A 24199-nucleotide genomic window follows, 5' to 3' on the forward strand; every position below is an offset into this window, starting at 1 on the left:
GCCACTTCAGCCATGCCGTATCCGACACACCTACGTCCGTGCATCCGAACCTCGGTTTCTCATGGACCGGCCTCGGGGCGCACGCGTGGTACCGAGCAGCCGAACCGAATTCGACCGGGCCGTCGCCCGTGACAGCAACCGCTTCACACCTGTAACGGACTTCGCGCATCAGTTCTTGCGAGAAGGGACATGTCCTCTTCGCAGTTCAGCAGCCTGCATCCGGACATTATCCGTGGGCCGCCGATCCCGTATCCACCCAACCGGGCGTTCCCGCCCGCTACCGTTTTGACTATGGGGACCGCCTTCCACGGGCCGAGCCCGTGGCCACACATCACCCGCGCCATCCGCACGCGCGGAACCCGGCATGCCGCGATCGCGCACCTCGGCCAGGACGCGCCCACCCTGACCTCTGAACCACCGCGGCAAATACGCAGCGTGCAATTCGCCTGCAGGTTGATCCGCTGGGCGATCCTCTTGACCTTCAGCCGCACCGATTCGCCCTTCGTGGCCGCCAATCGCCCGTACACCGAGAAGGCCGTGGACACCACGAACAGCGTCACCAGAATGCCGATAGCCACCCACAGCAGCGTCCGCAACGAGACCCGCGCGGTTTTCGCGCTCGAATCCGTCATCGCGTGTCTCTCGGACTCGCAGAACCAGCCGAGCGGCGCCGGTACGCACCGACACTCATCGATTCCACACCGTCACCCAAGGCCCACACCCGTCGGCAGGGTGGGAACCGGCAACGGGTTCATCACCGCTGCCTCGACTCGATTCCCGCCCGGTCACGGCAATCCCGGCATTCGCTTCCCGGAAACCGATCAGATGCAGCACCCGATCGACGGCATCCAGGGACAGTGCGCGAGCCCTGTTCCTCGACGAGGACGGTGCTCCGGTCCCTGCCCACCGAGCGCACCCACCCCGACCACATCGGTGAACCGCCAGCTCTCCGGATTCCGACCCGCAGACCACGACACGACCGTCGTGCTCCACGTGGTCCATATAGCCCAGGTCGTGGCGCCGACTGGAAGGTCATACCGGCGACGAGGACCGGCTGCTCATGACCACACTCGTGTCGACCCTCCCACGACCCCTGCGCAGACCAGCACGCCTCCCTCCCCGATAATCACCTCACACACACGATGTCCGCCGATCATTCGGTTTGTTTCGGGTGACCTGTGGCCCGCGTACTTGCTTCCCTTCACACCGTGATGACCAACTGAACCAAGTCGGCATCGACCGGTCACATCCAGTAAGAAGGCACCCGGCCGATTCTTCCCGGAATCAGTACGGGTGCAGCGCGAACGCACCCGCCCGCTCCGCCCGGGCACGGCACACTATGTGCATGTTGCACCTGCGGATCCTGACACCGACCACACTGACCGACGATGTGGTCGACATCCTCGAACACGATCCCGCCGTGAGCGGGCTCGCCAGGATGAAAGGAGCCTCGCTCCGCCCACCGGGTGACGTCATCCTTGCCGACGTCGCCCGAGAAGCCGCGAACGACGTCATCGACCGGCTCCGCGGCATCGGGTTGCACCGCCTGGGCAGCATCGAGATCGAACCGGTCCGCACCTGGCTCTCCCGCACCGGCTTCGAGGCCGAACTGGCCACCCCCGGCAGCAGCGCCGACAGCGTGGTGTGGGCCGACGTCGCCCAACGCTCCTACGACGAAACCGAACTCAACTGGACGTACCTGAGTTTCATGACACTGGCCACCCTGATCGCCGGCATCGCCATCGTCGTCGACTCGCAGATCCTGGTCATCGGTGCGATGGTCCTGGGCCCGGAGTTCGGGGCGATCGCCGCCCTCGGCGTGGCCCTGGTGCGCCGGCGGTTCGTGCTGTTGACCGTCGCCGTTCGCACCCTCCTGATCGGCTTCACCGTCGCGATCCTCATCACCACCGTCCTGGCACTGCTGGGGCGGGCGCTGGGATGGATCACCCTCGACGACGTGATCGGGCCGCGGCCCGGCACCGCCTTCATCTACACCCCCGACAAATGGTCGTTCATCGTGGCTGTTGTCGCCGCGGCTGCCGGCGTGCTCTCCCTGACCTCCGCCAAGGTCGGCGGACTGACGGGCGTGTTCATCTCGGTCACCACCGTCCCCGCCGCGGGGAACATCGCGCTCGGGGCGGCGTTCGGAGTCGGCTCGGCGATCTGGGGCAGCACCCTGCAGCTATTGCTGAACCTGACCGGGATGGCACTGGCCGGATGGGCCACGCTCAGTCTGCAGCAGGCGGTGTGGTCACGGATCTCGGTGCGCCGCGCCAAGGCCCTCACCCGCCCACACCGCATGCTCTAACCCACCCCCGCTCCGCCCGCCCGCCCGCGCCTGCTAATTCCCACCCCGCGCCGGCATACCGCCGCCGTCCGAGTCACCATCGCCCGCCACCAACGGCGGATCCACGAGGGCGTGATCCTTCTGGGCCAGCAACGGGCACGATTCCACCAATGCAGCCCACGCCCCCAGAGCACCGGCCCGGCCTGAACCCTGTCACCACCGCCTGGGCAGGTCGCTCACGCTGTGGCGATGCCCAGCGTGAGCATGTCGAGCTCCCGCACACGCTGGGGGGTGGCGCACCAGAAGGAGGAGACCGCCGACGCCGCCGAACGCGCGGAAGGCGAGCACTGGGCGACGATGTGTACGTCCCGGCCGAAGGTCCCCGGGCGGAGGTTCCGGCGCTTCAGGAGCAACCGTTCGAGGCGCGTCGGATGGTCGGCCCACTGATTGCCCGGTACCCCGCTGTCGGTGGCCGGAAGGACGCCTCGGCGAGGTGACTACCGGGCATCGGCCGCCCTGCACCTTCAGGACGCCGTCCTGTCGATTGCAGAGTGGGTTCGCGGAGCGGCCAGCGAATCGCGGCTCTGCCGTCGAATGTCGGTTCCGCAGGCTAGCGTCGAGTGGGTACCCGGCAGCTGAGGAGCAGCGATGAGCGCGGTCACGACGAATCAACCACTCGGCACCCCCACCTGGATCGACCTGGGCATTCCCGACCTCGACCGGGCGATGACCTTCTACGGGGCGGTCTTTGGCTGGGAGTTCGACGTGGGGCCCGAGGAGTACGGGCGGTACACGATGTGTCTGCTCGGCGGCAGGAAGGTCGCCGCGCTGATGCCGAATCCCGACGATAACGCCACCGAGTTCTGGTGGAACGTTTACCTGGCGACCGACGATCTCGATGCGACGGTCGCTCGGTCCGCAGACGCGGGCGGCACGGTGCTGATGGAGCCCATGGACATCGCCGACCAGGGTCGGATGGCGATGGTGCGGGATCCGTCCGGTGCGCAGTTCGGCCTGTGGCAGGGGCGGGCGCACGTCGGCTGCGAGCTCGTGAACGAGCCGAACACGTTGTTGCGCAACGACTTGGTGACCCCGAATCCCGGTCCGGCGCGGGACTTCTACGCGGCGGTGTTCGACTTCACGCTGGACGGGAACGACGACCTGCCCGGAGTGGACTTCACCTTTCTGCGCAGGCCGGATGGGCATGAGATCGGTGGCATCGTGGGCGACCCGGCCGCCGCGGAGTCCTCCTGGGGCACGCTCTTCCAGGTTGCCGATGCGAACGCGGCCGTTGCCGCCGCCCGGGCCAACGGGGGCACCGCGCAGGACCCGACGGACATGCCGTACGGGCGGACCGCGGATGTCACCGATCCGTTCGGGGCGAAGTTCACGGTAGGTTCCCCGCTGCCGGGTGGGCAGGGGTAGAGGGTCTCGGAGAAGTAGCTATCCGGTTCAGGAAGTATGGGCGCTGGTCGAAGCGTCGCGTCCGAGTGAGGAAAGGACGTGCCGGTCTGTGGGTGGTTCCCGAGGTGAAGTGGGCTCCCGCGGTTGGGGCAGTCGATGACAACCTCGGTCTGACGTGCAAATCCCGCATAGCGAACTGCGCGAACGGCACTGAACGCGATGCTGTGAAGTCCCATCACCCGCCCCGGTGTCGCGCAGGTCGGCACCGACGGCTGTCCTACATCGCTGCTCCGTGTGTGGGATGGGCGGGCCAGCCGCGCCGGCGCGCGGTGCCGACGGATCGGGCCAGGTCACGGTGCAGGAGCCGAGTTGGCGACCAGTCAATGAACGACGCCATGTCACGGTGACTCGCCCGCGATCGGGCGCAGTGCACGGACAGCCAGCGGTCGGGGTCGTCCGCGATCATCGCCGGCCACGTGTCGGCGTCTTCAAATCGATCCGGTCGCCCCCGTCGACGGGGTCTCCCTCGAGCACCGATGTGAGTTTGTCGAGGTCGCCCGCAAGTGGCCGGAGCAACGGTGTCGGGGACGTCCCCAACGCGGCGTCGAGCTGGTCGGCGAGCACGTCATCGCCGGTCCAGTCCCGCACGCGCAGCGCCGCCGCACTCGGTGGCCGCCTCCCGCGCACCGCCTCGACGATCGTCGATCACGATGGCGAGGGCGTCGCCAACCATCTGCACCACCTCGCCGGTCAGTCGGCCGGCCGCGCACCGGGTCCACGATCGCGGGCGGGCCGTGCGACCTCACCGGAGCCCCGAGCAACTCACCCGGATGCCGAGCGGGAGCCGGTCGTCGAATATACACACGAAGCTCACGTGAAGATCTGATCAACACAAGGACATCATTCGACCCGAATGGTTAAGCTCTGCATGCTTTTTCGTTTCGGTTGCAGTACGGACTGAATGGGGATTCGCATGACGAACATCAGCACAGCTCGACCCGGATACAAACCCTTCACCCGCCTGGCGGCGGTCGCAGGTATCGCCGTACTTGCCATGGTGATGGGTAACGGCACCGCCTCGGCAGGAGTCGACAACTCCAGCTCCGTCATCGACGCGGACGGCAACCGCATCGAGGTCCTGCAGGGCGACACCCAGTACCATGCCGTCCCGCCACTCGACGGCGTACCGACCAGCGTCGAATTCTTCCACAACGGCTACGCCGCGGTGAACATCAGCGGCCCCGACGCCGCCGACTTCGAGGGCACCAAGCTCACCGTCGGCTACCAGATCGGCTACCCGATCGCGCTGGCCGGCGCGACCATCGTCCTCAATTCGCCCGGCCTCGGATTCGCGATCGGGTCGGACACCGGCATCGACCTGGGGCTCGTCCCCGACTTCACCCTCGATCTGAGCGCGGGGACCAACGCCGAGCTGGCCGGTGACATCATCCCGTCGCAGGAGCTGGACATCGACCTGGAGCCGGGCGGTATCACCGAGGTCCCGCTGCTCGAGGATCAGGAGTTCGACGGACCCGAGGCGCTGGTGCGGATGCAGGGCGTTCACGGGTCCATCTCCGGCGCCATCGGAGCCGTCACCATCCGGCCATACGCGAAGGCCGTCACCGAAAACGGTGACACCGTCATGACATACGGTGTGCCGCAGAAACTCAACTAGGTATGAGGTAGCCGCACGGCCGGGTGCCGGGTTGCGGAGGGCCGTCGGGGCAAATCCGGCGGCCCCTTCCGCGCGAGTCGCGTCGAGCGGGCCGCACATATCTGCACACGTGCGCACGGCGACGAGCACGTTCATGGTCAGTGCAATTCATACAGCTCGGCGCGCAACCGGTGGCGAGGCAGTGGCCACCCCAGCGCATTCGGCGAGTTGGCCAAGGGAAGATCGCGCCTCCGCCACATTGGTGCCGCGCCACCGCGTCGAAAGTCATGCGTCGAGCAACGCGCCGAGCTTCGCGGTCGCCGCACGCTCGACGAGCAACGGTACGAAATCCCGAATCGGGCATCCGACGAAGTAGGCGACCGCCTCCCCTACCGCGGTCCCGACCATCTCCCGCGACGCGGCCGGGAACTTGTTCAGCAACCGTACGGTGACCTGCGAAAGCTGGCGTTCTTCCTCCGCGGAGTTCATACCCAAAGCCTGCGCGCCCCCGGTCGCCCCGTCAATCCGTCACGTCGCGGCGCCGGACCGAGTGCGGGCCCGGCCCGCCGACAAGCGGAAATCCCCGCACACCGGGTGCGCGGGGATTCCCTCTGATTGGTGGCGTCGCCTAGTCGATGCCGACCACCTCCTGCGCGATGGCGGCCAGCCTGGTCTGGGCGGTGGAGACGACGCTGTGCCGGTTCTTGTGCGCCTCCTCGTACGCCACGATCGCCCGCACGTCGCCCGGCTCGGTGAGGTCCTGGATCGCGGCGACCGCCTTCGTGACGCTGAGTTCGTCGTAGTCGTCGATCGGCAGCTCCCCGGGCTCGAGGACACCGGTGGCGGTGCGGGCGGAGTGGATGACCCCGGCGACACCACCGGCGCCCTCCCGGCGGGTGACCTGTTCGGCGGTCTCGAGGGCCGCGTCGCGGGAGGCTGTCAGGGTCCTGACCGCGACGTCCCCGGCCCGGGCGCCGCGGCTGAGGAGCTCGTTCAGGGCGGGTGGGGTGGTGCGGACGGTGTCGAGGGCGCGGTCCAGGCCGCGCGCGGACCAGGTGACGGGCACGTTGACCAGCCGCACCGCGGCGCCGGCGGCGGCCTGCAACGGGGTGCGGCGCAACGCCTCCGGGCCACCGAGGGCGTCTTCGGCGAGCACGGTGGTCAACCAATCCACGGTGGCGGAGTGGGCGGCGATCAACCGGGACGCAAGGTTTTCGATGTCGCTCTCCCCGGCGGCGACGGCGAGGGCCTTGATGTAGCGGGCACGGTCGAGGAGCTGGTGTTCGAGGGCCAGATCGCCGAACAGCGCTTCGTCGAATGGTTGGGCCTGCTCGGTCAGGGCCTTGACCACGGCGGCGGCGCGGCCGAGGAACGGGCCGATCAGCTCGGGGACACCGCCGAGTTGGCGGATTGCGGCGTCGATGGCCTCGGCCCGGGAGCGGCTGTTGGCGGCGTTCTCCGACAGTTCTCGGCGTACCGCGTCGGTGCGGGCCTGGACGATGCGGGTTTCGGCGACCTGGATTTCGGTGTGGGTGAGATCGAGGACCGTGCGCAGCTGGGCAAGCAGGGTGGTCGTGTCGGGTGTGCTCATGCGGGTGTGCCCCTTCGGAGTTGATGGCATGGACGGTTGCACCCTGGCCGCGTACCCCGCCGAGGCCGACGGCAGCCCGGGCCGGGCCACTGTTCAACCGTTGTTAGCACCGCCGACCGAGCATGTTCAATCCGCGTCCGCACCATCGGTCGATTCCCGCGTCGGCAAAAACGAAAAGAGGGTGACACACCATTTCCGGCGCAACCCGGTACCACGAGTAGGACGCTCGGGGTGGGCGACAGTTGACGCCCCGCCCAGGGCCAGCGCAGCACCGCAGCGGGACCTCGGTCAACGTGGTCCTGATTATTCGACGGGCCTGGCGGGCAGTCTGGATTCATGAGCACGGCGCAGCAAGAACGGGAAGACAAGTACGACGTCGGCGCCGACTTCGCGGTACCGAACCTGGACGACCTCGTCCCACCGGGCGGTCGGCTCGAGGAAGACACCGTCACCCTCGACAACGAATACTTCGACACCACGGACCGGGACCTGCTCCGCCAGCACGTCACGTTGCGGCGCCGATCCGGGGACACCGACGCGGGCTGGCAGCTGAAGGTGCCCGACCGCAAGGCGCGCACCGAAATCCGGGTACCGCTCACCGCGGACGACTCGATGCCGGACGAGCTGGCCACACTGATCTCGGGGGTGGCCTTGGGCAAACCGGTGCACCCGGTGGCGACGATCTCGACCGTCCGGCGCCGCCGCCGGATGCTCGACTCGGACGGGAACCTGCTCACCGAGGTCGCCGACGACACGGTCCGGGCCACCGCGGCCGCCGCCTCGGCCGGGGACGGCGCGGTCGCCAGCGACTGGCGCGAGGTGGAGGTCGAACTGGGCGAGAGAGGCGACGGGACACTACTCGAGGCGATCGGCAAACGACTGACCCGGGACGACGCCCACCCGTCCCGGTACCCGTCGAAACTGTCCCGGGCGCTGAACCCGAACGATCCGAGCCCCGCCGACGACGACTCCGGCGCGGAGGCGGTCCGGGAGCTGTTGACCGCCTACCTCGACACCCAGGTCCAGGCGATCGTCGGCGGCGACGTGTGGCTGCGCCGCGGGTTGGACCCGATCCACGCCACCCGGGTCGGCATCCGACGGTTCCGCAGCACCCTGCGGGTGTTCAAGAAAATGCTGGACCCCGCCGCCCGGACCCGGCTCGACGAGGAACTGTCCTGGTACGCCGGGGTGCTCGGTGAGGTCCGGGACCGGCAGGTCCAACGCGCCCGGTTCGCCGCCGCGGTCACCGACCTACCCGACGAGCTGGTACTCGGTCCGGTCGCCGCCCGCATCGAGAACGACCTGCTCGCCGAACAACTCCGATACCGGGCCGAGGTCATGGAAACCGTCGACGGCGACCGGTACCGGGCGGTGCTCGCCGCGCTGGCGCGGTGGCGCACCGCACCGCCGCTGACCGAGGACGCAACCGCCGGGGCCCGGGTGCTGAAGAAGGCCGCCCGCAAGGCCCGCCGCAAGGCCGACAAGAGGTTGGCCGCCGCCCTCGACGACGGCGACGACGCGGCCCTACACCGCGCCCGGAAGGCCGCGAAGCGGGCCCGCTACGCCGCCGAGCTCACCCGCGGGCTGGTCGGGAAGAAGAAGGGCAAGAAGCGGGTCGCCGCATACAAGAAGGTCCAGAAGGTTCTCGGGGAGCACCAGGACAGCGTGGTGGCCCTGGGCGCCCTCCGCACCCTCGGGGCCCGCGCCGGGAGCACCGACGGCGAGAACGGGTTCACCTTCGGGCTGCTCTACGGGCTCGAGCTGCAGGCCGCCCGACGTGCCCGCGACGACGCCGCCCGGCTCGCCACCTGATCCGCGTTCCGCGGTGCGCACCGGCGAGGGTGCGGTGGCCCGTCGTTTGCGGACCGACACACTCCGGTACCGGGCGTCGCCCGACCCGCGCCCGCCCATGCCCGGAGCCGACGACGGTGCATCACCGTCGGGGTCGCGGGCGGGCCATTCAGCCGGGCAGATCTCGCGCCTCGGCGCGGAGGCCGCCCGGACAGGGATGTGAGAAACGGACATTTCGGGAACACCAGGTGGGCAGTGTCCAGTACCGGCCGGGCGGCAAGTACCTCGATCCAGGCCCATCCTGATCGCGGCACCTCGCGTCCCAGCCACGGGTGACCGATCCATACCGAGAACAGCGGGTGGGAGATGTCGGACGGCAGTGACGATCGGGCGCGGGACGACGACGAGTGGAACTACCGCGCCCGCCACGAGGCGGAAACCCAACGACTCGACCGAAACTGGGCGGCGCTGCTCCAGGAACTCCCCGTCGTGCGGACCGGCGTGCAACTGCTCACCGGGTACCTGCTGACGTTGCCGTTCCAGCAGCGATTCACGGACCTGACGGACTTCGCGAGGTCGGGACCTACCCCGTTACCGTCGCCCTGTCGGTCCTATCGACGATGCTGCTGACCCCGGGATGCCGTCACGTCAGCAGCGCGGTGACCCGCAGCGAGGTCCGTCACCATCCACGGCGGTAACACCGGAAGTGACACACGTCACACAGATCTGAGGTTGGCTGGTGTAACGCTTCCGGCCCTCCCCGACACCGTTCGAGTAGCCGCAGACGCTGGGCCCGCGGCACTCGAATGAGGACCACCCACCATGATCGCCACACAGCTTCACCCGATCACCCGCTCCGCCACCAGCACCTCCTCCTGGAAGCGACTGGCTGCCGTCGCCGCCGCGACCGTCGCACTCGGCCTCGTCCCGGTGGGCGCCGCCGCCGCCACCACCGCACCCTCGAACGCCGCGCAACCCGTCGCCGCAGCCGTCACCCACGACAGCCCGCTCGACCGCGACAACGACATCCAGCAGCAACGCCAGCACGACCGCCAGCGTGACCAGCGGCAGGACCGTCGCGCCGAAACCATCGTCCTCGACGAGATTCTGGCCGGCTGGAACAGCGGCAGCTCCCAGCTGTAGCAGCCGCCTATCCCGGGGGTGCCAGCGGCGACCAGCTGCTCCCCCATCAGGGCCTGACGGCCTGACATCCGACGTCACCACTGTTTTGAGAAACCGGCGAGAGGCAACCATGAGCACCATCGACACCCGCACCACCGAGACGAACACCAGCACGGCAACAACATTCGGCAGAACCGCCGACCTGACCGGTGCGCTGATTCGCGCAGCGATCGCTCACGGCGAACACGAGAAGCGCACTGGTTCAGCGGACCCGAACTGGCCCCACTGGTACGCCGCCTACATGGTCGCCGAACAGGCGGGGACGGAGCCGCCCCGCTAACCGCCCTCGACACCACCCACCGATCAACCCGTCACCCCTGCACCACCCACCAAGGAGAACGTCATGTCCACGATCCACCTGCACCAGACCACCACCGCGACACCCGAACAATTCCTCGACGCACTCACCGACTTCGGGCCCGGCCGCGAGGCGGTCTTCGGCAACAGCGCCGACAACTACCTCCAGGTACACGAACTCGGCACCACTCAGGCCGACGTCACCGAGGGCTCGGGCGGGGCCTGGGAACGCCTGCGCTACGACTGGACCGACCCCCACCGCATCGTCATGACGACCACCGACTCCAACCTGTGGGGCGGCAACTCCGGCCACACCTACACCCTCACCCCGCGCCCCGACGGGACCACCGACGTCGACGCCGTCGTGGTCCGCGACGGCAAGAACCTCAAAGGACGAGCGCTCGGGGCCGTGCTCGGCGTCTTCGGCAGCCGCGTCCTGGGAAAGGCGTTCGACAAGACCGTCGCGGCCATCGAGGCCCGCAACCACACCCCGCGGACGGCGAACAACATCTAGACCCCACGGTCGCGCCGTCGAGCACCGCAACCACGGTGCCCGGCGGCGCCACCGTGTCCGACATTCCGTAGCAGTGGAGGTAGGTAGGCCGGCGACGTCCGCGTCGGGCCCACCGTCACGGTGTCGACGAGGGCGGTGTCTTCGCCGGCGTCCGGCGTCCCCGCACCGGCTTCGCCGCAGGGGTGGGAGTCTTCGCTTCGGCCGCGGTTCCGGGTCCGGTCGACGGCTCGCCGGTCCCTTGCTTATCCGGTCTGGTGCCGAGTTTGAGTTGATCGAGGACCAGCGCCGTCCCGCCGACCGCGGCCACGATCGGCCACTGCACCACAACGGTCACCGCGACCGCACCCATGGTCAACACGGCCGCAGGCGTCGAATGACTTCCACGCCGGGCACCCTCCGCAGCCCCGACGGCCGCACCCTTCATGCTGCCGACCAGACCGCCGACCGCAGCTCCACCGACCGCGCCGAGGGTGGCCGTCGCAGCCTCACCCGCTCCGGTCGCCACCCGTACCGTACCGCTCACCAAATTCATAGCCTTTCGCCCCACTTCACCATCGCCGAGATCGACGACGCCGCCGATCCTGTCCGACCGGAAGTACCCACCGATCGTCCGCCTGAACAGGTCGCGGGCCTGTCTGTCCCCCTCTCACTCCCCCGGGGATGTGACCGGCTTGGGCGCCAACTCCGGTTCCGCAGGGCGGCCGGAGCTGGGATCGATGGTGAGGTCCTCGGAGTCGGCGAAGATCAGGCGACCGTCGTCGAGCGCGACCGCCCACCGATGCGCCGGCGCCCACTCGCAACCAGTGGCCCCCGGATTCGGTCAGCACCGCGAAGTCCTCGACGACCTCACCGGTGACGTCCGCTTCAGCCCTCCTGCGGACCAACACCCGGGCACCGATCGTCAACTCCGGGCCGCGAACCAGCCTGCTACCGCTTCTGTGGGCCATCTGCTGCACCTCGGTGCTCGGTGAACCCGGGGTTGGAGCATAAGCACCCTCACCTCCAGCAGGCGACCCGAAAACCCGACCCCTCCGACCATCGCCGGTTACTCACCGGTACAACCGTTTTGGTTCGTCTCGCCGCTCTTGCCAGGTTCCCGGTGGTGGTGCACCATCACTTCTTGCGCAGTCCACGCTGGCCCTCGACCGCCCCACCGCCGTGCGCCGGTGACCGGGTGCACGGTCACCGACAGCTGAGCGCACACACCCACCTGACCCTGGAACTGGTGCGGATCACGGCGTACCCGTCCGGGCTCCCGGTGCAGCTGGCCCTGACCGCGACCGGTCGACCGGCACGACGCGCCCTGCACCAGACCCGGCCGCTGACCGACCTCGCGGTCCCGTCGGCCCGGTGGTCCTCTCTGAACGTGTGGGCCGGAACCGCCGACCTCGCGGTCGCGGACCCATACCTTGCCCCGCCCGGATCTGCAGGCCACCGCCACCGGGATCTGCACCTACCGCAGCGAGCCGCTGTATTGGCTGCCCGTCCCGCCACCGGTACGGACGGTGACCCTGACCGCCGAGCGGCCGCAGATCGGGTTACCCGCCAGCATGACCACCGTGAACCTGGCGGTGATCGCACCTCTATCGACACCCCGCCGCACCTGATTCACGATTCCGGTCACCGGCCGGACGGTCGCCTGATACCGCGCAGTTCCGGGGACTTGGCGATCAGTCGGGCCACCAGCTGATGCGCCTCGGCGACTTCTCAGCCGTGATCCTCAGAGGACCTGCCGTCAGTGTCACCCTGGTGCGAGTGTGCGAGTGTGCGAGTGTGCGAGTTTGCGAGTTGGAGTGCTGTCGGCGTCGTAGGACCGGGCCAGCGCCACCGGCGCAAAGCTGCTCCCTGATCACGTCCATCTCACGGCACTACATTCGAGGGCCCCTAACCGAACACCGACACTAGTCGGGATCGGAGAGCCTACTTGGCAACCACGCTGCCGCCTGCGAATCGCAGCGATACCCGACTCTTGCGCCGTAGACGCCCATAACTCTGTCACCGGGGTCGACGTTCAGGGACCGCCACTCCGCTACCGGGGTTTCTTCGCGGCGACCGCGGTCGCCGGGTGCACGGCGACCAGGCCGAGGCCTTGGCGTCGCTTGCAGAGCCGAGCCAGCTCCCGATACGCGGCCTCACCGAGCAACTCGGTCAGCTCCGGCGCATACGACTGCCACACCGCCTTCGCGCCGACGTGCGCGTCCGGCGAGCCGGAGCAGTACCAGTCCAGATCCGCGCCGCCCGCACCCCACCCGCGCCGGTCGTACTCGCTGATCGTCGTCTTCAGGACCTGCTCGCCGTCGGGTCGCTCCACCCATTCCTGGGTGCGCCGGATCGGCAGCTGCCAGCACACGTCGGGTTTGACCTCGAGCGGCTCGATGCCGCGCTCGAGTGCCATCGAGTGCAGCGCGCACCCGATGCCACCCTCGAAGCCGGGACGGTTGAGGAAGATGCATGCACCCTTGTATCGGCGGGTCCGCAGCGCCGGCTCGTCGTCGAGCTCGTCCTCCTCGATGTACCCCTTCTTCCCGAGACCCTGCTTCATGAACTGCCAGTCCTCGGGTCTGAGCAGCTTCACCGACTCGTGCAACCTCGCGACATCCTCCTCGTCCGAGAAGAACGCGCCGTGCGAGCAGCAACCGTCGTCGGGTCGACCCGCGATGATGCCCTGGCAGGCCGGGGTGCCGAACACGCAGGTCCAGTGCGAGAGCAGCCACGTCATGTCCGCGGCGATGAGATGCTCGGCGTCGTCGGGATCGAGGAACTCCACCCACTCCCGAGCGAAGTCGAGCCCAACCTCGGGGCTCGGCGTCATCTTGGGCGACGGCCCCGGAATACCTGCTGCCACAAACCCCCACGGTAGCCGCCCCACATAACAAACAAGGACTGATCCGATCCCCGTCCGAAAGCGAACGACGCCCGACCCGAATCTCGCCGACACCCCCATGAAGACCACCGCCGTGATTTCCGGTCGGTCACCCCCGGACCCGGTGCCGCGCAACGGAAGCAACGCTCATCGGCACGGACCAAGACGTCCGGCACCCGGTCAGCCCGCGAGGACCGTTTCAAGAGCCCGGCGGGGCGCGGCTACCCCATGTGGTGCGCAGCTCCCGGTGTGGCCCGGTGCGAAATTCGCCGGACCTGTGGACGCAGGTCCGGGCTGTTCCACGTAGCCCGCGCTGCGCGGCCCACGCCTGCATGCGCTCCGAGATCACCCGGGGCCGCAACCGAGCGACGACCCATCCTCACCGAGGCGACTCATCGTTGCAGGCTCAGCGCCCCCACACGGAGACTGGAAGGGCGCCAGCTCTCCACCCCCGCGCAGGGCACTCGCCGAGGGAGTGATCAAACGGTGTTCGACAAATTCAGCGACCAAGCACGCCACGTCGTCGTGCTCGCCTCCGACGCGGCCCGCACCCACCACCACACAACCACCTCGGCGAACACCTCCTCACCGGCATCCACGCCGCCGGCGGCCCCACCGGTGCCACCCTGGGGAATCACCGGCCCCCACCTCGACACCGCTCTCGACGAGATCCCCGCCTACCCGAACACCGACCCCGGATGTGCCGGTCCCCCCTTCACCCCGACCCTGAAAAAGACCCTCGCCCAAAGCCTGCGGGAAGCCTCCCTACTCGGACACGACACCATCGGCACCGAACACCTCCTCCTCGCCCTCCTCGCCGACACCACCTGCACCGGCACCCGAATCCTCACCCACCTCACCACCATCAGCCCACACGAGATGCGCGACCGCCTCCAAGAACTCGCCGAACACCCCCAACCCCACGAGTAGACCCGCACACCCCAGCGACATTCTTGTGGTCGGCCGCAGTCCCGGATCGGGGGGCAGCGCCTGCAGGAGGTCGGCGAACGGAACCTGTCGGCGGCGGTCACGCAGACGTGCGGGTGGCCTGCGCACCGCCCCATTCCGCTCGGTGATGATCTCGCTGGTCGGGGAGTACGGGTCTCTGCTGCGCGTCCGCTCGGAGCCGACAACAACGAAGTGTCGTGCGGGTTCGAGTTGCTCACCGGCGCCGATCTCGGGTCCGAGCCCGTCTCACTGTCTGACGAGGCCCGCGGTTTCCGGATCCTCGTGCTCGCCGCAGTCGCCCAGGACCACCCCCGCCGCCGTGGGCGCCGGGGACCGATGTCCACGGGTACGGACTGCACCCACGGTCGGATCGCGGCCTCGTCGTCATGCCCCCGGCGTCCTCTCCTGTCCGGGCCCTGCCACCGACAAATCGCCAGCGCCCGACTTCCGTGCGCAGCCGGCGCATCCCGACCTCGCCGAGGCACCGCTCCCCCAACCGGGAACCGGCGGTCCGTCACCGCCAGAACGGCCCGTGCGCGGCGGGGCCGGTACCGAGCCGGTAGACGACAGTGGGAACCGGAAAACTGTCCGGGCTCGATATTCGCGGTGCAGCAGGTCGGCGACGAGCTCGTCAGTTCGGTCGGCGATGTTCTCGGGTTGCGGGCGACGGCCGATCCCGAGCCCGGAAATGATCAGGACACGATCGCAGCGCGACCCTCGATTCCCAACGACCACCCGAAATAGTGGTTCCACGCGATCAGGATGTCGCGTCCGCTGTAGTGCCGGAACTGCCTCGACACCACGACCACCGCATCGAAACTGACCTCGTCCCATCGGCGGATCGTGTCGGCGTTTTAGTGCCCGCGCGACCGCGAACACTTATGCATTAACGTCGGGGCTTCGCCGACGCCGGCGCAGTGCTTCCTCGTGAGCGCTTTTCTCCGTCGCGGATCATCTACCTGTCCGCGGTGACGTCGAAACTACTCCGTCAGCGCTGGTCAGGATAGAGATCGTAAGCGATTCCGTCGCCGGGTCCAGCAGCTGGTGGAGGCGTAAAAGTGTGAGTTCGGACCCGACCGGGCACGACCGAGAGGAACCCATTCCCAAGATTTCGGCGGAGGTGTCGTCGATGGCAGCATTGCACAGTCAGACCACAACCAATCCCCGCGGTCCGGGAGATCGTACCCGCGCCCTCGACACCGCCGAGGGGGTGCTCATCGGGATCCGCCGGATCAGGACCGCAGACGCTTTCGACGAACTGGTGAATGCGGCCCGCCGTCACGGCTGTCCGTCTTCACCCTCGCCGAGGCCCTGGTCGCCCTCGCCAGCGGCAACGAGTTGCCCGAGCCCACCGCCGCCCGCGCGGCCCGCACCGAATGGGGCGCACTGTTCTGGCCCTGAACACCCGAACAGCACCGTTTCCGAGGCATAAGCCCTCTGGGTTTCGATGGCCACGTCGGCGGATACTCTACTGACGCTACCTCCCGAGTTCGTTCGGACACACAGCGATTCGGGTGGTAGGGCCCACCAGCTGCGGTGACCGTTGGGCGCTCACTCCGGTTGGTGGGCCACCTCGCCCGCCGCAACCATCGCACACGCAAGAGACACAGCGTGGGGGTCGCAGGGAAGCAACGACCACCGTGCGTGGAACTCGAGCTGCACCAGCAGACCCGGCACCGTGACCGGTCAACGGAAGATCGTCCACACCGCGGCAGCGGCGAGCGCTACGACAACCATGACCATCACAACGTTGACAATATCTTCGTGGTCGGCGAGAAGTTGTTGCATGGCACGAGGTCTCCAGTTCCGGCGGCGATCAGAGCGAGTGAGGGCGAGCGCGAGCGCCGCACGGATCGCTGACCGTATGGACACATCGGCACCGACCATGGCGCACCAGGTTGGCCACGCGGCCGGGATCATGGACCCTGCGTTGGCCCCGAGCGCACCGGCCAGCATGGCGGCGCCGAGAGGAAACCGGCGGCGGTGAGGTCAATGCCACCCTCCCCACCGCCGGGGCGCCGCCGCGAGCACCCGCAACGGCCACCGAGCGGAACGGTTGTCCACCGGGACACCTCCGTGGCACTCAGTGTAGAACCACCGAACCGACTTCGCCCCGTTGCCGGACCGCTGGGTGGCGGTGCCGAGTCAGCATTTCCGCGGACGCCGGAGCCGGGCGTCGTCGACCGCGCTCCCCGTGTCGAGGGACTGAATCAAGCCAGATCGGTTGGCCCTGACCAGTTTCCGGAAGGGGTGTCGATCGCATCCTTTGATTCCGCTGAGGTGTGTTCCCGCTTTGCTTCAGCTGGCGTGGGCGTGCCGCTGTGGGAGTTGGGTGAGTAGTTGCTCCCATTCGTCGAACCGGACGGCGTCCGGTGTCCGCCGACGGGTCGGGGATCCGGCGGCGAGGTCGACCAAATTCCGGGCGGCACCGAGGACGGTCAGGTGATGACGGCGGGAGACGTCGAGGAGTTCGTCGAATGCCTGGGCGTCGCTGCAGCCGCGGGCGGCCATCAGGATGCCCTTCGCGCTGGCGAGAAGTTCGCGACCGTCGGGGCGCCGGCGGGCAAGAAGGCGCGTCGGGCTCGGAACCGGGGTGCGGGGTGATTCTGCGGTGTCCTCGATCATGTGATGTGTCCTTTGCTCTCGTGCATCGACCGGAACGTGCCGGTGTGCCGACAACCATCCCGACCGTGACGTGAATGTGAGCCACGTCACTGACGATGCGTGATCAGTTCTAGCACACCGGCAGCAACCAGCGATCTGCACAAACGTCCAGATACCGGTCGTCGCCCCACACAAACCTTCGTGGTGGTCATGCGCGACGTGACGGCGTGCAGGCGGCGGGGCGTGGCGTCACTGCTGGTCAGGTAGGTAGGGACGAGAGGAGAGTCAGCGCACTGAGGGCCAGTGTGACGATCAATCCCCGGCGATGGCTCCGCCACTGCCTGCGCGGAGAACGAGGACCTCGCGGTCGCGGGGAGCGGGGCGCGGAGAGTGTGCGGTCATCGGTTCTCCTTGACGGTCTGGCTCGTCGAAGCGAACTTATCTATGTCTACGCCTATAGATTTTGTTGTACATGTCGGCAGTGAAAAACTCAAGCCGACATTGGTAACCGTGCGGCTCGATCCTCAGCTCCGGCCGGAGACGTGCAGTGCCCATTCAGTCCAGTGCCGCGCTGTCGACACGCGCATCCCCACGCCCCGATGCTCCGGTGTCATTCGTTCGAATGACATGGGCGACCACTGGTCGCGAGTAGCACGCCCGGTAGGACTGGACACCCGGCTGCGGACCCAATCCCACCTGCTGCCGCAGAACGGGTCCCGGCCACCCACTGGGCTCGACCCCGGAAGGTCATATCACCTACCAGAGAACGACAATGGGAGACACGCACCACGCAACCGGACCGCGCTCACGACCACCCACCGACCGAAGCGGTTGAGTCCACAGCACATTCTGCCCCCGAGCGCATGTCGCGGCACCGGACCCTCTAATCTGACGGGTCCGAAGACCCAGAACTCACCGTCCGCGTCATCCCCAAGCAGCCGGACGAATTCACCTGCACCAGTTGCTTCCTCGTCCACCACCGCAGCCGCCTCGCCGACGCCGCGCAACAACTCTGCCGCGACTGCGCCTGAACACGGTCGGACCGACCGAGAAGCGCGGCCGCCCTCAGATTGGCCCGCATCGCACACCCTCGATCGCCGCCGCCACGGCCTGATTCGCCCTCCACGGACCTCCCTGCGGCCTCGCAGGCGACACGAGGTGGGGCGGGCGGGGCTCGAACCCGCGACCAACCGATTACGAGTCCACGGCTCTAACCGACCGAGCTACCGCCCCATCACTGCACTACCCCACTCTCGCGGGACCTGGCGACGGTATCTCCACACCGCCGACCGTCCCCGCTCACGCTCCGGGGGAAGGTCTTCACACGCGGCCAAAGAGCTGCCGCACCCCACCGTTGTCATCAACGGCATACAGCGCCATCCCCAACAGATCGAGAATCCGTTGTGGTGTGCCCGCACCGCCGCTTCCACCGATCGCGGCTCATCACGCACGACCAGAGCAAACGACACCGACTGATCCGGTTCGCTCGGCATCCGCCGCACGAGCTGCCCGATGGCGGTATCGACATCCAACCCCGGCGCGGAGCTCGCACCCTTGACCTCGACATAGAGCCGGCGTCCGTCCTTGTCGGCAACGATGTCGACGACATCCGTATCGGTGCGGACCGTCCACCCCTGAGACGATAACCACCCCGCGAAGTCCCGAGCCACGCGAGCCTCATCACGTCTCATACCCGACACGGTAAACCGGAAGCCTCAGTTCCGAACAACACCACAGCGCAAAACACATCCGGTGCGGCTATGCCACGACTGAGGCATACCCCGACCGATCATGCGGTGAGATCGACGTCCCCTTCAGGACCTCATCCACGTGATTCATGTAATCGACTGGCTGCTAGCGCAATTCGTGTGCACGAGGTTGACGCCGACCAGAACTGGCCACGAAGCGGCTGCCGCCGATCATTCTCCCCGGTGACGGCCGGGTGTCCGCGCAGCCGAATCCGGGTTCGGGGCGGAACGGTAGGAGCCCGGATCGATGGTCAGGTCCTCGGTGTCGGCGAAGACCAGCCGCCCGTCGTCGAGCGCGACCGCCCACCGATGCACCGGCGCCCACTCATGCCCACCACCGCCCGGATCAGTCACCGCCGCGTAATCCTCGACAACCTCACCGGTGAGATCGGCCCCGGAACTCCGGCGGACCAGCACCCGGACACCAACCGTCAACTCCGGGCCACCTACCGGCCGGTTGCCACTGTCTCGGGCCATGCTGACACACCTCTTCGCTCGGCGAAACTCCCGAAATCGAGCATAAGCACCACCCGACCCGGTACGCGACCCGACCACCATCCAAGATCGAGAACACCGCCGAAGCAGTCGGCTGTCATGGACTGCCGCCGTCCGACGGCAGCTCCGGGTCACCGAACTGTGGCGGATCCCCCTTTTCGTCTGACCCTCGCTCGCCGCCACCCTCTTCGCCGGAGCCGCCGCAGCGGCTGCAGCGGTCGCCGCACATGCTTAGCTGACTCTGCGGCTCATGGTGGCCGAGGCCAACCGGTGTGGTTGACCGCGTTCACGCCGGTAAAGCGGGCAATGCCATTTCCCGAGGTCACTTGCAGCGTGGGCGGTGCGGGAAGCCGCGCCTGCGCTATCGGGTGTGCACAGTGCCGCCGAGTCCAACGTGAAGCGGCGGGCACAGCGCGATCGACGGCAGGGAGGTGGGCACCGCCGGCCCCCACACGGAAAAGTCCATATAGGGGAATCCTCCGAGCAGATGGCACAACACCTCCACCTGATGGGATTTCACCGAACTCGGTGCACACGTCGACAGCCCGCCAATGACGAAACTCTGCCATGCGCATCCACTCGGGACGGGCGGTGCTGCGTGTGCGGGTGCTGCGGTTAGGGACATCGCTGCAGCCGCTGTTGCCGCCGCGGCGAGGGTGAGGCGCAGAAACCGACACATGGGTCCTCCGGTGGTGCGGGCCCGACCCACCGTCCATTCTCGCAGGTCAGGTGTCGCTGCCGCGGTCCATCCGACGGATCTTCTCGCGGCGGGCAGGTTTGGCCAGCATGTGCTTACGGTTTTTCGGGCCGCGGAACATTTCGTCGAGCCTCCAGTTCTCGATGTTGCCGCGGAACCGGGGGATGCGTTTGGCCGCCAGATACACCAGCTCCTGGCGGTCCGAGCCGAGCCGGTCGGCGAGGGCGTCGACGTGCATGAGGAGTTCGTCGTCGAGGCGACATCGACCCGGACGGTGGGCGGTGGCGGTCACAGGTCGTGCACCGGCGCAACGATCTTTAGATCGCCCGCGAGGTCGCCAGGGTTGTCCAGGAGCCGGCGCACCGCGACGCGCATTAACGCTGAACTCAACCGTGCGCCTTGCCGGTACGGCATCCATAGCAGGTCGGCGGGTCCGATGGGGCTTGGTGCCGCGGCTCTCAGGTGCACTACGAGTGTGATCGAGCCGGCGAGGGTCGCTGTCCAGCCAGGGTCTCGTAGACCTGCTGTAGCCCGTCCCGGAAAGCGACGAATTCGCTCAGGATCAGTTCCGCGGTCAGATCACCGGTGAACCCCCACCTGGATCGCGATCGGCACCCTGGCGAACGCCGGAACAGCTCGTCAGGGCCGGGCGTGGGCCCCGAGCGACAACGCGATGTGCTCGTTGGCCTCGCTCCCGATCACAATCACGTGTTCAACCCCTATTCAGTGGAAACCCGCACGCGGACATTCACGCAGGATGTCAAAGAGTTAACCAACGCCGGGGCGCTGTCGCCCATCCCGATGGGGTATCGGGGCGCCCCATCGGGGTGGGCGACAGTGACCCTCGGGTGCCTGTCCCGTCGTCCGTCGGGGCCGCAGGATAAGGCCTGTCATCCCATCCCGTACCCCCTGTTGGAGGCACTTCATGGCTCGAAACACCGGCGCCCGCATCGCGATCGGCGCCCTCGCGGCGCTGTCAATCTCCCTGGCCGCGACGACTGCCATCGTCCTCGCGGACGACGATCTGCGCGGCATTCCGCTTCCCGGCCGGGAACAGGGCACCACAGTGCAGGTCGTCCCTGGAAGCGCACCACAGACCGGCAGAGACATCGCGGACGCGCGGACGCAATTCCCCGGCAACTTTCCCGCTACCGTCGGGCCCGACGGTAGCGCGACTGCGGGAGGAGCCGTCGGGGCTGACCCGTCCGGTGACGGCGCCGCGAACCCCGGCCCAGCCCCTGTGAACCCGGGCACGATCGTCGGCCCGGCCCCCGCGGATCCCGGTTCGCCCCCATCCCCGCCGGTCGCCGATCCGCCGGTCGCGGAGCCACCCGTTGTCGATTCGCCGGTCGAAGAACCACCCGTTGCCGACCCGCCGGTCGAAGAACCACCCGTCGCCGACCCGCCGGTCGAAGAACCACCCGTCGCCGACCCGCCGGTCGCAGAGCCGCCGGTCGCAGAGCCGCCGGTGATCCGCGACCACCGCGACGAACCCGTCATCCGCGACCACCGCGACGAGCCCACGGGTCCGGTCGTCCGCGACCACCGCGACGAACCCGTCATCCGCGACCACCGCAATTAGTCCGAGGTGTTCCCCGAACTTGTGGGAACTTTCGCGTCTTCGAACGCATCTCACTAATAACAGCACGAATTCGACAGCCCGTTGAAGGAGCTCCCAACTATGTACCCGACATCGTCGCCCATGTCCGGCCAGTCGTTCCCCGCCCAGTCCATGCCGACCTATGGGGCGCCCCAGCCCGCGCCGCCAAAATCGAACGCCGGCTGGGCCGCCGCAGCCATCATCTTCTTCTGGCCGCTCGCGTTCGCCGCGTTCAACCACTCCTCCCGGGTGTATCCGCTGTGGGCGACCGGCGACTACCTGGGCGCGGCGTATGCCTCCCACCGGACGAAGCGCCTCGGCAAGACGGCCCTATGGATTTTCATCATCCTCAACACGATGTTGATCGCGTTCTACGTCCTGACGATCGCGATGGTCGCGGGAGCCAACGACTACTCCAGCTACTAAAGGGCATTTGCGCATTGTCCAGGCCAGGAACGTTCACTACGCAGCGTGTGGGCCCGCCCATGCCGGTAGCACGGTGTGGGGGCGGTTGGCGGTGCCCGCTAAGGTCTACGCCGCGGTCATCGGTCGTCGGCGCACCGCTGTCCCAATAGGACTTGCCGTCCCAGTAGGACCTGCCGTTTCCCGAAGAGTGTTGGAATGGACAATGTCGGAAGACACCGAACACCTGCGTCGCCGGCTGTTCGATTGCGGCGATCCGGAGCTGGGACCCGCCCGCGCCCGTGAGCACATCCCGTCGGTCGAGGTCGAGATCTATCCGGGCATCGGGCACGACCTGTTGTGGGCGAATCCCGAGCAGGTGATTCCCCGCTTCCTCGACTTCACCGACAGCCACGATCCGGTCCGATCGTGAATCACGTGTCAAAGGCCGATCGGTGTGCGATTCGGCTCTGCCGACTTCGCGCACCGGCGATGGTCCAGGCGTGCGCACGCTCGTGCCGGGTAATGAGCCAACGAGCGAGCGCGGACCTCGACCAGATCATCGCCGGTTGTTCACAACGGGTTACCGGGCATTCCCCTCGCGATGACCGCCAACGCCGTCGGCCTCGAACATCGCGCACACCGGCTCGCCGATGCGGGACTGACCCGAGTCAACGTCTCACTCGATACCATCGACCGCGCGCACTTCGCGTCCTTCCCGCCGGGACCGACTGCCGTCGGTACTCACCGGAATCCGCGCCGCCGTCGCCGCCGGACTGGAACCGGTGAAGATCAACGTTGTACTCATGCCCGAAACCCTGAGCGGCGCCGGAGATCTGCTGCAGTGGCGCCTACATGAGGTTGTCGCCCTGCGATTCATCGAGAAAATGCCACGTCCCCACCGCCGCCCACAACCAGGACACCTGGTCATGACGCGGCACCTCTTATCATCTGATCTCTACGACGGAGGCGCCGGCCAGGGATGATCGGGGCTGATGATCTTCACGATCTCGGCGAAGAAGTTCCACACGCCCAGCGGGTCGACGTTCGTGTTGACCAGCATTACCACCGTCTTACCCTCAGGCGGAAGGTAATACGCGTAGGTCTGGTAGCCCGCGATATTTCCGTTGTGGCCGATCCAGCCGTTCTGGTACTCGACACCAAGTCCATACAGCGAACCCGCACCTTCCGACGGTGCCAGCTGAAACTGCTCCCGCTCGCGCTGTGTTGCCGGCGAGAGCAACGTTCCGGTGGCCAAGTCGCGCACCCACACACGCAGGTCGTCGAGCGTGGAAATCATGTTTCCCGCACCGAATCCCCAGGACGGGTTCCAGTCGGTCGCGTCCACCGATTCGCCGTCAGGTGTTTTCGTGTATCCGTGAGCGTGCGGTGACGGAAGTGCCGCATCGGTCGGGACCGAGGTGTGGCCGAGATTCTCGGGTCGCGCGATGTACTCGTCGATATACGCGTTCAGCGGCTGGCCGGAGACCTTCTCGACCACGAGGCCGAGGAGCGCGGTATTGGTGTTGGAGTAGTCGAACTCGGTGCCCGGTGCGAACAGCGGTGGACGGCTGAAGCTGATCTCGAGCAGTTCCTGAGGCGTCCATTGGCGCTGCGGCTGACTCGGGAGCGCCGGGATCACCACCTCCGAGTAGTCCGGAAGCCCACTGCGCATGGCCGCCAACTGGCGGATGGTGATCGTGTCCCCGTTGGGGACGTCGGGCACATACCTGTCGATCGGATCATCGAGGCCGACCTTTCCCTGATCGACCAGTTGCAGCACGGCGGTGGTGGTGAAGGTCTTGGTTACGCTGCCAATGCGCATGAACAGGTCGGGTGCCATGGGGTCGCCGGAGGCCGTGTCGCCCACCCCGAACGCCTGGACGTAGGGTGCGGCCCCGTCCTGCCAGACACCGACGATGGCCCCGGGAATCGCGGCGTGCTCCATCGCCCCCGGAATCGTGGCGTCGAGCTGTGCGTCGGGCACGGCCGGTTGCACTGCCGACTCACCGCACCCCACGAGTCCGGTCATCGAGATCGCCAACACCGCGACGATTCGGCGTCCCGCGAATGTCTGTGACACCCCGCTCCCCAATCCAAGCCTCCACTGTCGTCTGATGGA

General features: G+C 67.6%; 22 protein-coding genes, 1 tRNA gene and 6 pseudogenes. 17 read left to right on the top strand and 12 right to left on the bottom strand.

Features of this window, described 5'->3' with window-relative positions; genetic code table 11:
- Window positions 1-291: 291 nt before the first annotated feature.
- The 3 genes and pseudogenes from ACNJ7E_RS12010 to ACNJ7E_RS12020 form a co-directional block, all read left to right on the top strand.
- A pseudogene (locus tag ACNJ7E_RS12010) lies at window positions 292-405 on the top strand (phosphatidylserine/phosphatidylglycerophosphate/cardiolipin synthase family protein); the annotation flags it as partial.
- Window positions 406-1345: 940 nt separating this feature from the next.
- The gene (locus ACNJ7E_RS12015; RefSeq protein WP_418339991.1) at window positions 1346-2308 is read left to right on the top strand and encodes a DUF389 domain-containing protein; all 963 of its coding nucleotides are present in this window, start codon (window positions 1346-1348) and stop codon (window positions 2306-2308) included.
- Between the two features lie 627 nt (window positions 2309-2935).
- Window positions 2936-3712: a VOC family protein gene (locus ACNJ7E_RS12020; protein WP_418339992.1), complete on the top strand. Its 777-nt coding sequence runs from the start codon at window positions 2936-2938 to the stop codon at window positions 3710-3712.
- Window positions 3713-4153: 441 nt separating this feature from the next.
- Here the strand turns inward: ACNJ7E_RS12020 and ACNJ7E_RS12025 are convergent, their stop codons facing one another.
- Window positions 4154-4378: a hypothetical protein gene (locus ACNJ7E_RS12025; protein ID WP_418339993.1), complete on the bottom strand. Its 225-nt coding sequence runs from the start codon at window positions 4376-4378 to the stop codon at window positions 4154-4156.
- Window positions 4379-4664: 286 nt separating this feature from the next.
- On the opposite strand from ACNJ7E_RS12025, the gene ACNJ7E_RS12030 reads away from it, so the two are divergent.
- A complete protein-coding gene (locus ACNJ7E_RS12030; protein WP_283354079.1) occupies window positions 4665-5366 on the top strand; it encodes an MspA family porin in 702 nt (233 codons plus the stop codon).
- A 264-nt stretch (window positions 5367-5630) separates the two neighbouring features.
- Here ACNJ7E_RS12030 and ACNJ7E_RS12035 read toward each other — a convergent pair whose 3' ends face one another.
- Both ACNJ7E_RS12035 and ACNJ7E_RS12040 read right to left on the bottom strand, forming a co-directional pair.
- The gene (locus tag ACNJ7E_RS12035; protein WP_280783782.1) at window positions 5631-5834 is read right to left on the bottom strand and encodes a three-helix bundle dimerization domain-containing protein; all 204 of its coding nucleotides are present in this window, start codon (window positions 5832-5834) and stop codon (window positions 5631-5633) included.
- Window positions 5835-5973: 139 nt separating this feature from the next.
- Window positions 5974-6936: a ferritin-like domain-containing protein gene (locus ACNJ7E_RS12040; RefSeq protein ID WP_418339994.1), complete on the bottom strand. Its 963-nt coding sequence runs from the start codon at window positions 6934-6936 to the stop codon at window positions 5974-5976.
- 336 nt (window positions 6937-7272) lie between these two features.
- On the opposite strand from ACNJ7E_RS12040, the gene ACNJ7E_RS12045 reads away from it, so the two are divergent.
- The 5 genes and pseudogenes from ACNJ7E_RS12045 to ACNJ7E_RS12065 all read left to right on the top strand — a co-directional run bounded on the left by ACNJ7E_RS12045 (window position 7273) and on the right by ACNJ7E_RS12065 (window position 10720).
- Complete coding sequence (locus ACNJ7E_RS12045) at window positions 7273-8748, top strand: CYTH and CHAD domain-containing protein (RefSeq protein WP_418339995.1); 1476 nt, start codon at window positions 7273-7275, stop codon at window positions 8746-8748.
- Window positions 8749-9093: 345 nt separating this feature from the next.
- Window positions 9094-9356 (top strand): annotated as a pseudogene (locus ACNJ7E_RS12050) (DUF6328 family protein); the annotation flags it as partial.
- A 193-nt stretch (window positions 9357-9549) separates the two neighbouring features.
- Entirely contained in the window at window positions 9550-9870 is a 321-nt protein-coding gene (locus ACNJ7E_RS12055) for a hypothetical protein (protein WP_418339996.1), read from the top strand.
- A gap of 109 nt (window positions 9871-9979) precedes the next feature.
- Window positions 9980-10189 carry a glyoxalase gene (locus ACNJ7E_RS12060; protein ID WP_280783786.1) on the top strand — a complete coding sequence of 70 codons (210 nt, stop codon included), beginning with the start codon at window positions 9980-9982 and terminating at the stop codon, window positions 10187-10189.
- A gap of 63 nt (window positions 10190-10252) precedes the next feature.
- Window positions 10253-10720, top strand: a complete 468-nt coding sequence (locus tag ACNJ7E_RS12065; RefSeq protein ID WP_280783787.1) for an SRPBCC family protein — start codon at window positions 10253-10255, stop codon at window positions 10718-10720.
- 115 nt (window positions 10721-10835) lie between these two features.
- Here ACNJ7E_RS12065 and ACNJ7E_RS12070 read toward each other — a convergent pair whose 3' ends face one another.
- Window positions 10836-11252 (bottom strand): hypothetical protein, encoded by a 417-nt coding sequence (locus ACNJ7E_RS12070; protein ID WP_418339997.1) that lies wholly within the window; start codon window positions 11250-11252, stop codon window positions 10836-10838.
- 114 nt (window positions 11253-11366) lie between these two features.
- Window positions 11367-11667, bottom strand: a pseudogene (locus tag ACNJ7E_RS12075) (hypothetical protein).
- A gap of 462 nt (window positions 11668-12129) precedes the next feature.
- On the opposite strand from ACNJ7E_RS12075, the gene ACNJ7E_RS12080 reads away from it, so the two are divergent.
- Window positions 12130-12327, top strand: coding sequence for a hypothetical protein (locus tag ACNJ7E_RS12080; protein WP_280783789.1), 198 nt, complete (start codon window positions 12130-12132; stop codon window positions 12325-12327).
- A gap of 422 nt (window positions 12328-12749) precedes the next feature.
- Here the strand turns inward: ACNJ7E_RS12080 and ACNJ7E_RS12085 are convergent, their stop codons facing one another.
- Complete coding sequence (locus ACNJ7E_RS12085) at window positions 12750-13532, bottom strand: DUF3109 family protein (protein ID WP_418340017.1); 783 nt, start codon at window positions 13530-13532, stop codon at window positions 12750-12752.
- Window positions 13533-14069: 537 nt separating this feature from the next.
- Here ACNJ7E_RS12085 and ACNJ7E_RS12090 point away from each other — a divergent pair.
- The gene (locus ACNJ7E_RS12090) at window positions 14070-14513 is read left to right on the top strand and encodes a Clp protease N-terminal domain-containing protein (protein ID WP_418339998.1); all 444 of its coding nucleotides are present in this window, start codon (window positions 14070-14072) and stop codon (window positions 14511-14513) included.
- A 1662-nt stretch (window positions 14514-16175) separates the two neighbouring features.
- Complete coding sequence (locus tag ACNJ7E_RS12095) at window positions 16176-16391, top strand: hypothetical protein (protein WP_280783793.1); 216 nt, start codon at window positions 16176-16178, stop codon at window positions 16389-16391.
- A gap of 438 nt (window positions 16392-16829) precedes the next feature.
- Here ACNJ7E_RS12095 and ACNJ7E_RS12100 read toward each other — a convergent pair whose 3' ends face one another.
- Entirely contained in the window at window positions 16830-17156 is a 327-nt protein-coding gene (locus ACNJ7E_RS12100) for an ANTAR domain-containing protein (protein WP_418339999.1), read from the bottom strand.
- Between the two features lie 887 nt (window positions 17157-18043).
- On the opposite strand from ACNJ7E_RS12100, the pseudogene ACNJ7E_RS12105 reads away from it, so the two are divergent.
- Window positions 18044-18166: pseudogene (locus ACNJ7E_RS12105) on the top strand (DUF4193 family protein); the annotation flags it as partial.
- Window positions 18167-18294: 128 nt separating this feature from the next.
- Here ACNJ7E_RS12105 and ACNJ7E_RS12110 read toward each other — a convergent pair.
- The 4 genes and pseudogenes from ACNJ7E_RS12110 to ACNJ7E_RS12125 form a co-directional block, all read right to left on the bottom strand.
- Window positions 18295-18368 (bottom strand) — tRNA-Thr (locus ACNJ7E_RS12110).
- Window positions 18369-18455: 87 nt separating this feature from the next.
- Window positions 18456-18805: pseudogene (locus tag ACNJ7E_RS12115) on the bottom strand (hypothetical protein).
- A gap of 249 nt (window positions 18806-19054) precedes the next feature.
- Entirely contained in the window at window positions 19055-19360 is a 306-nt protein-coding gene (locus tag ACNJ7E_RS12120) for a hypothetical protein (protein WP_280783796.1), read from the bottom strand.
- 743 nt (window positions 19361-20103) lie between these two features.
- On the bottom strand, window positions 20104-20367 hold the full coding sequence (locus ACNJ7E_RS12125) for a hypothetical protein (RefSeq protein WP_280783797.1): 264 nt from the start codon (window positions 20365-20367) through the stop codon (window positions 20104-20106).
- Window positions 20368-21000: 633 nt separating this feature from the next.
- Here ACNJ7E_RS12125 and ACNJ7E_RS12130 point away from each other — a divergent pair.
- The 4 genes and pseudogenes from ACNJ7E_RS12130 to ACNJ7E_RS12145 all read left to right on the top strand — a co-directional run.
- A complete protein-coding gene (locus ACNJ7E_RS12130; protein WP_418340000.1) occupies window positions 21001-21657 on the top strand; it encodes a hypothetical protein in 657 nt (218 codons plus the stop codon).
- Between the two features lie 99 nt (window positions 21658-21756).
- Window positions 21757-22101, top strand: a complete 345-nt coding sequence (locus tag ACNJ7E_RS12135; protein ID WP_348539665.1) for a CD225/dispanin family protein — start codon at window positions 21757-21759, stop codon at window positions 22099-22101.
- 202 nt (window positions 22102-22303) lie between these two features.
- Window positions 22304-22510, top strand: a complete 207-nt coding sequence (locus ACNJ7E_RS12140) for an alpha/beta fold hydrolase (RefSeq protein WP_418340001.1) — start codon at window positions 22304-22306, stop codon at window positions 22508-22510.
- Between the two features lie 113 nt (window positions 22511-22623).
- Window positions 22624-22970, top strand: a pseudogene (locus tag ACNJ7E_RS12145) (radical SAM protein); the annotation flags it as partial.
- Window positions 22971-23035: 65 nt separating this feature from the next.
- Here the strand turns inward: ACNJ7E_RS12145 and ACNJ7E_RS12150 are convergent.
- Window positions 23036-24109 carry a serine hydrolase domain-containing protein gene (locus ACNJ7E_RS12150; protein WP_418340018.1) on the bottom strand — a complete coding sequence of 358 codons (1074 nt, stop codon included), beginning with the start codon at window positions 24107-24109 and terminating at the stop codon, window positions 23036-23038.
- Between the last annotated feature and the right edge of the window lie 90 nt (window positions 24110-24199).

Origin of the sequence: Rhodococcus mengyinensis (assembly GCF_048381435.1) — a bacterium.
In the GTDB taxonomy this organism is placed as follows: domain Bacteria; phylum Actinomycetota; class Actinomycetes; order Mycobacteriales; family Mycobacteriaceae; genus Rhodococcus_F; species Rhodococcus_F opacus_D.

What these genes read in the sequence shown, in the direction of transcription:
- ACNJ7E_RS12015 (WP_418339991.1), top strand. Translation starts at nt 1,346, where the DNA reads ATGTTGCACCTGCGGATCCTGACACCGACCACACTGACCGACGATGTG.
- ACNJ7E_RS12020 (WP_418339992.1), top strand. Translation starts at nt 2,936, where the DNA reads ATGAGCGCGGTCACGACGAATCAACCACTCGGCACCCCCACCTGGATC.
- ACNJ7E_RS12030 (WP_283354079.1), top strand. Translation starts at nt 4,665, where the DNA reads ATGACGAACATCAGCACAGCTCGACCCGGATACAAACCCTTCACCCGC.
- ACNJ7E_RS12035 (WP_280783782.1), bottom strand. Translation starts at nt 5,834, where the DNA reads ATGAACTCCGCGGAGGAAGAACGCCAGCTTTCGCAGGTCACCGTACGG.
- ACNJ7E_RS12040 (WP_418339994.1), bottom strand. Translation starts at nt 6,936, where the DNA reads ATGAGCACACCCGACACGACCACCCTGCTTGCCCAGCTGCGCACGGTC.
- ACNJ7E_RS12045 (WP_418339995.1), top strand. Translation starts at nt 7,273, where the DNA reads ATGAGCACGGCGCAGCAAGAACGGGAAGACAAGTACGACGTCGGCGCC.
- ACNJ7E_RS12055 (WP_418339996.1), top strand. Translation starts at nt 9,550, where the DNA reads ATGATCGCCACACAGCTTCACCCGATCACCCGCTCCGCCACCAGCACC.
- ACNJ7E_RS12060 (WP_280783786.1), top strand. Translation starts at nt 9,980, where the DNA reads ATGAGCACCATCGACACCCGCACCACCGAGACGAACACCAGCACGGCA.
- ACNJ7E_RS12065 (WP_280783787.1), top strand. Translation starts at nt 10,253, where the DNA reads ATGTCCACGATCCACCTGCACCAGACCACCACCGCGACACCCGAACAA.
- ACNJ7E_RS12070 (WP_418339997.1), bottom strand. Translation starts at nt 11,252, where the DNA reads ATGAATTTGGTGAGCGGTACGGTACGGGTGGCGACCGGAGCGGGTGAG.
- ACNJ7E_RS12085 (WP_418340017.1), bottom strand. Translation starts at nt 13,532, where the DNA reads ATGACGCCGAGCCCCGAGGTTGGGCTCGACTTCGCTCGGGAGTGGGTG.
- ACNJ7E_RS12100 (WP_418339999.1), bottom strand. Translation starts at nt 17,156, where the DNA reads ATGATCGAGGACACCGCAGAATCACCCCGCACCCCGGTTCCGAGCCCG.
- ACNJ7E_RS12120 (WP_280783796.1), bottom strand. Translation starts at nt 19,360, where the DNA reads ATGGCCCGAGACAGTGGCAACCGGCCGGTAGGTGGCCCGGAGTTGACG.
- ACNJ7E_RS12130 (WP_418340000.1), top strand. Translation starts at nt 21,001, where the DNA reads ATGGCTCGAAACACCGGCGCCCGCATCGCGATCGGCGCCCTCGCGGCG.
- ACNJ7E_RS12135 (WP_348539665.1), top strand. Translation starts at nt 21,757, where the DNA reads ATGTACCCGACATCGTCGCCCATGTCCGGCCAGTCGTTCCCCGCCCAG.
- ACNJ7E_RS12140 (WP_418340001.1), top strand. Translation starts at nt 22,304, where the DNA reads ATGTCGGAAGACACCGAACACCTGCGTCGCCGGCTGTTCGATTGCGGC.
- ACNJ7E_RS12150 (WP_418340018.1), bottom strand. Translation starts at nt 24,109, where the DNA reads ATGACCGGACTCGTGGGGTGCGGTGAGTCGGCAGTGCAACCGGCCGTG.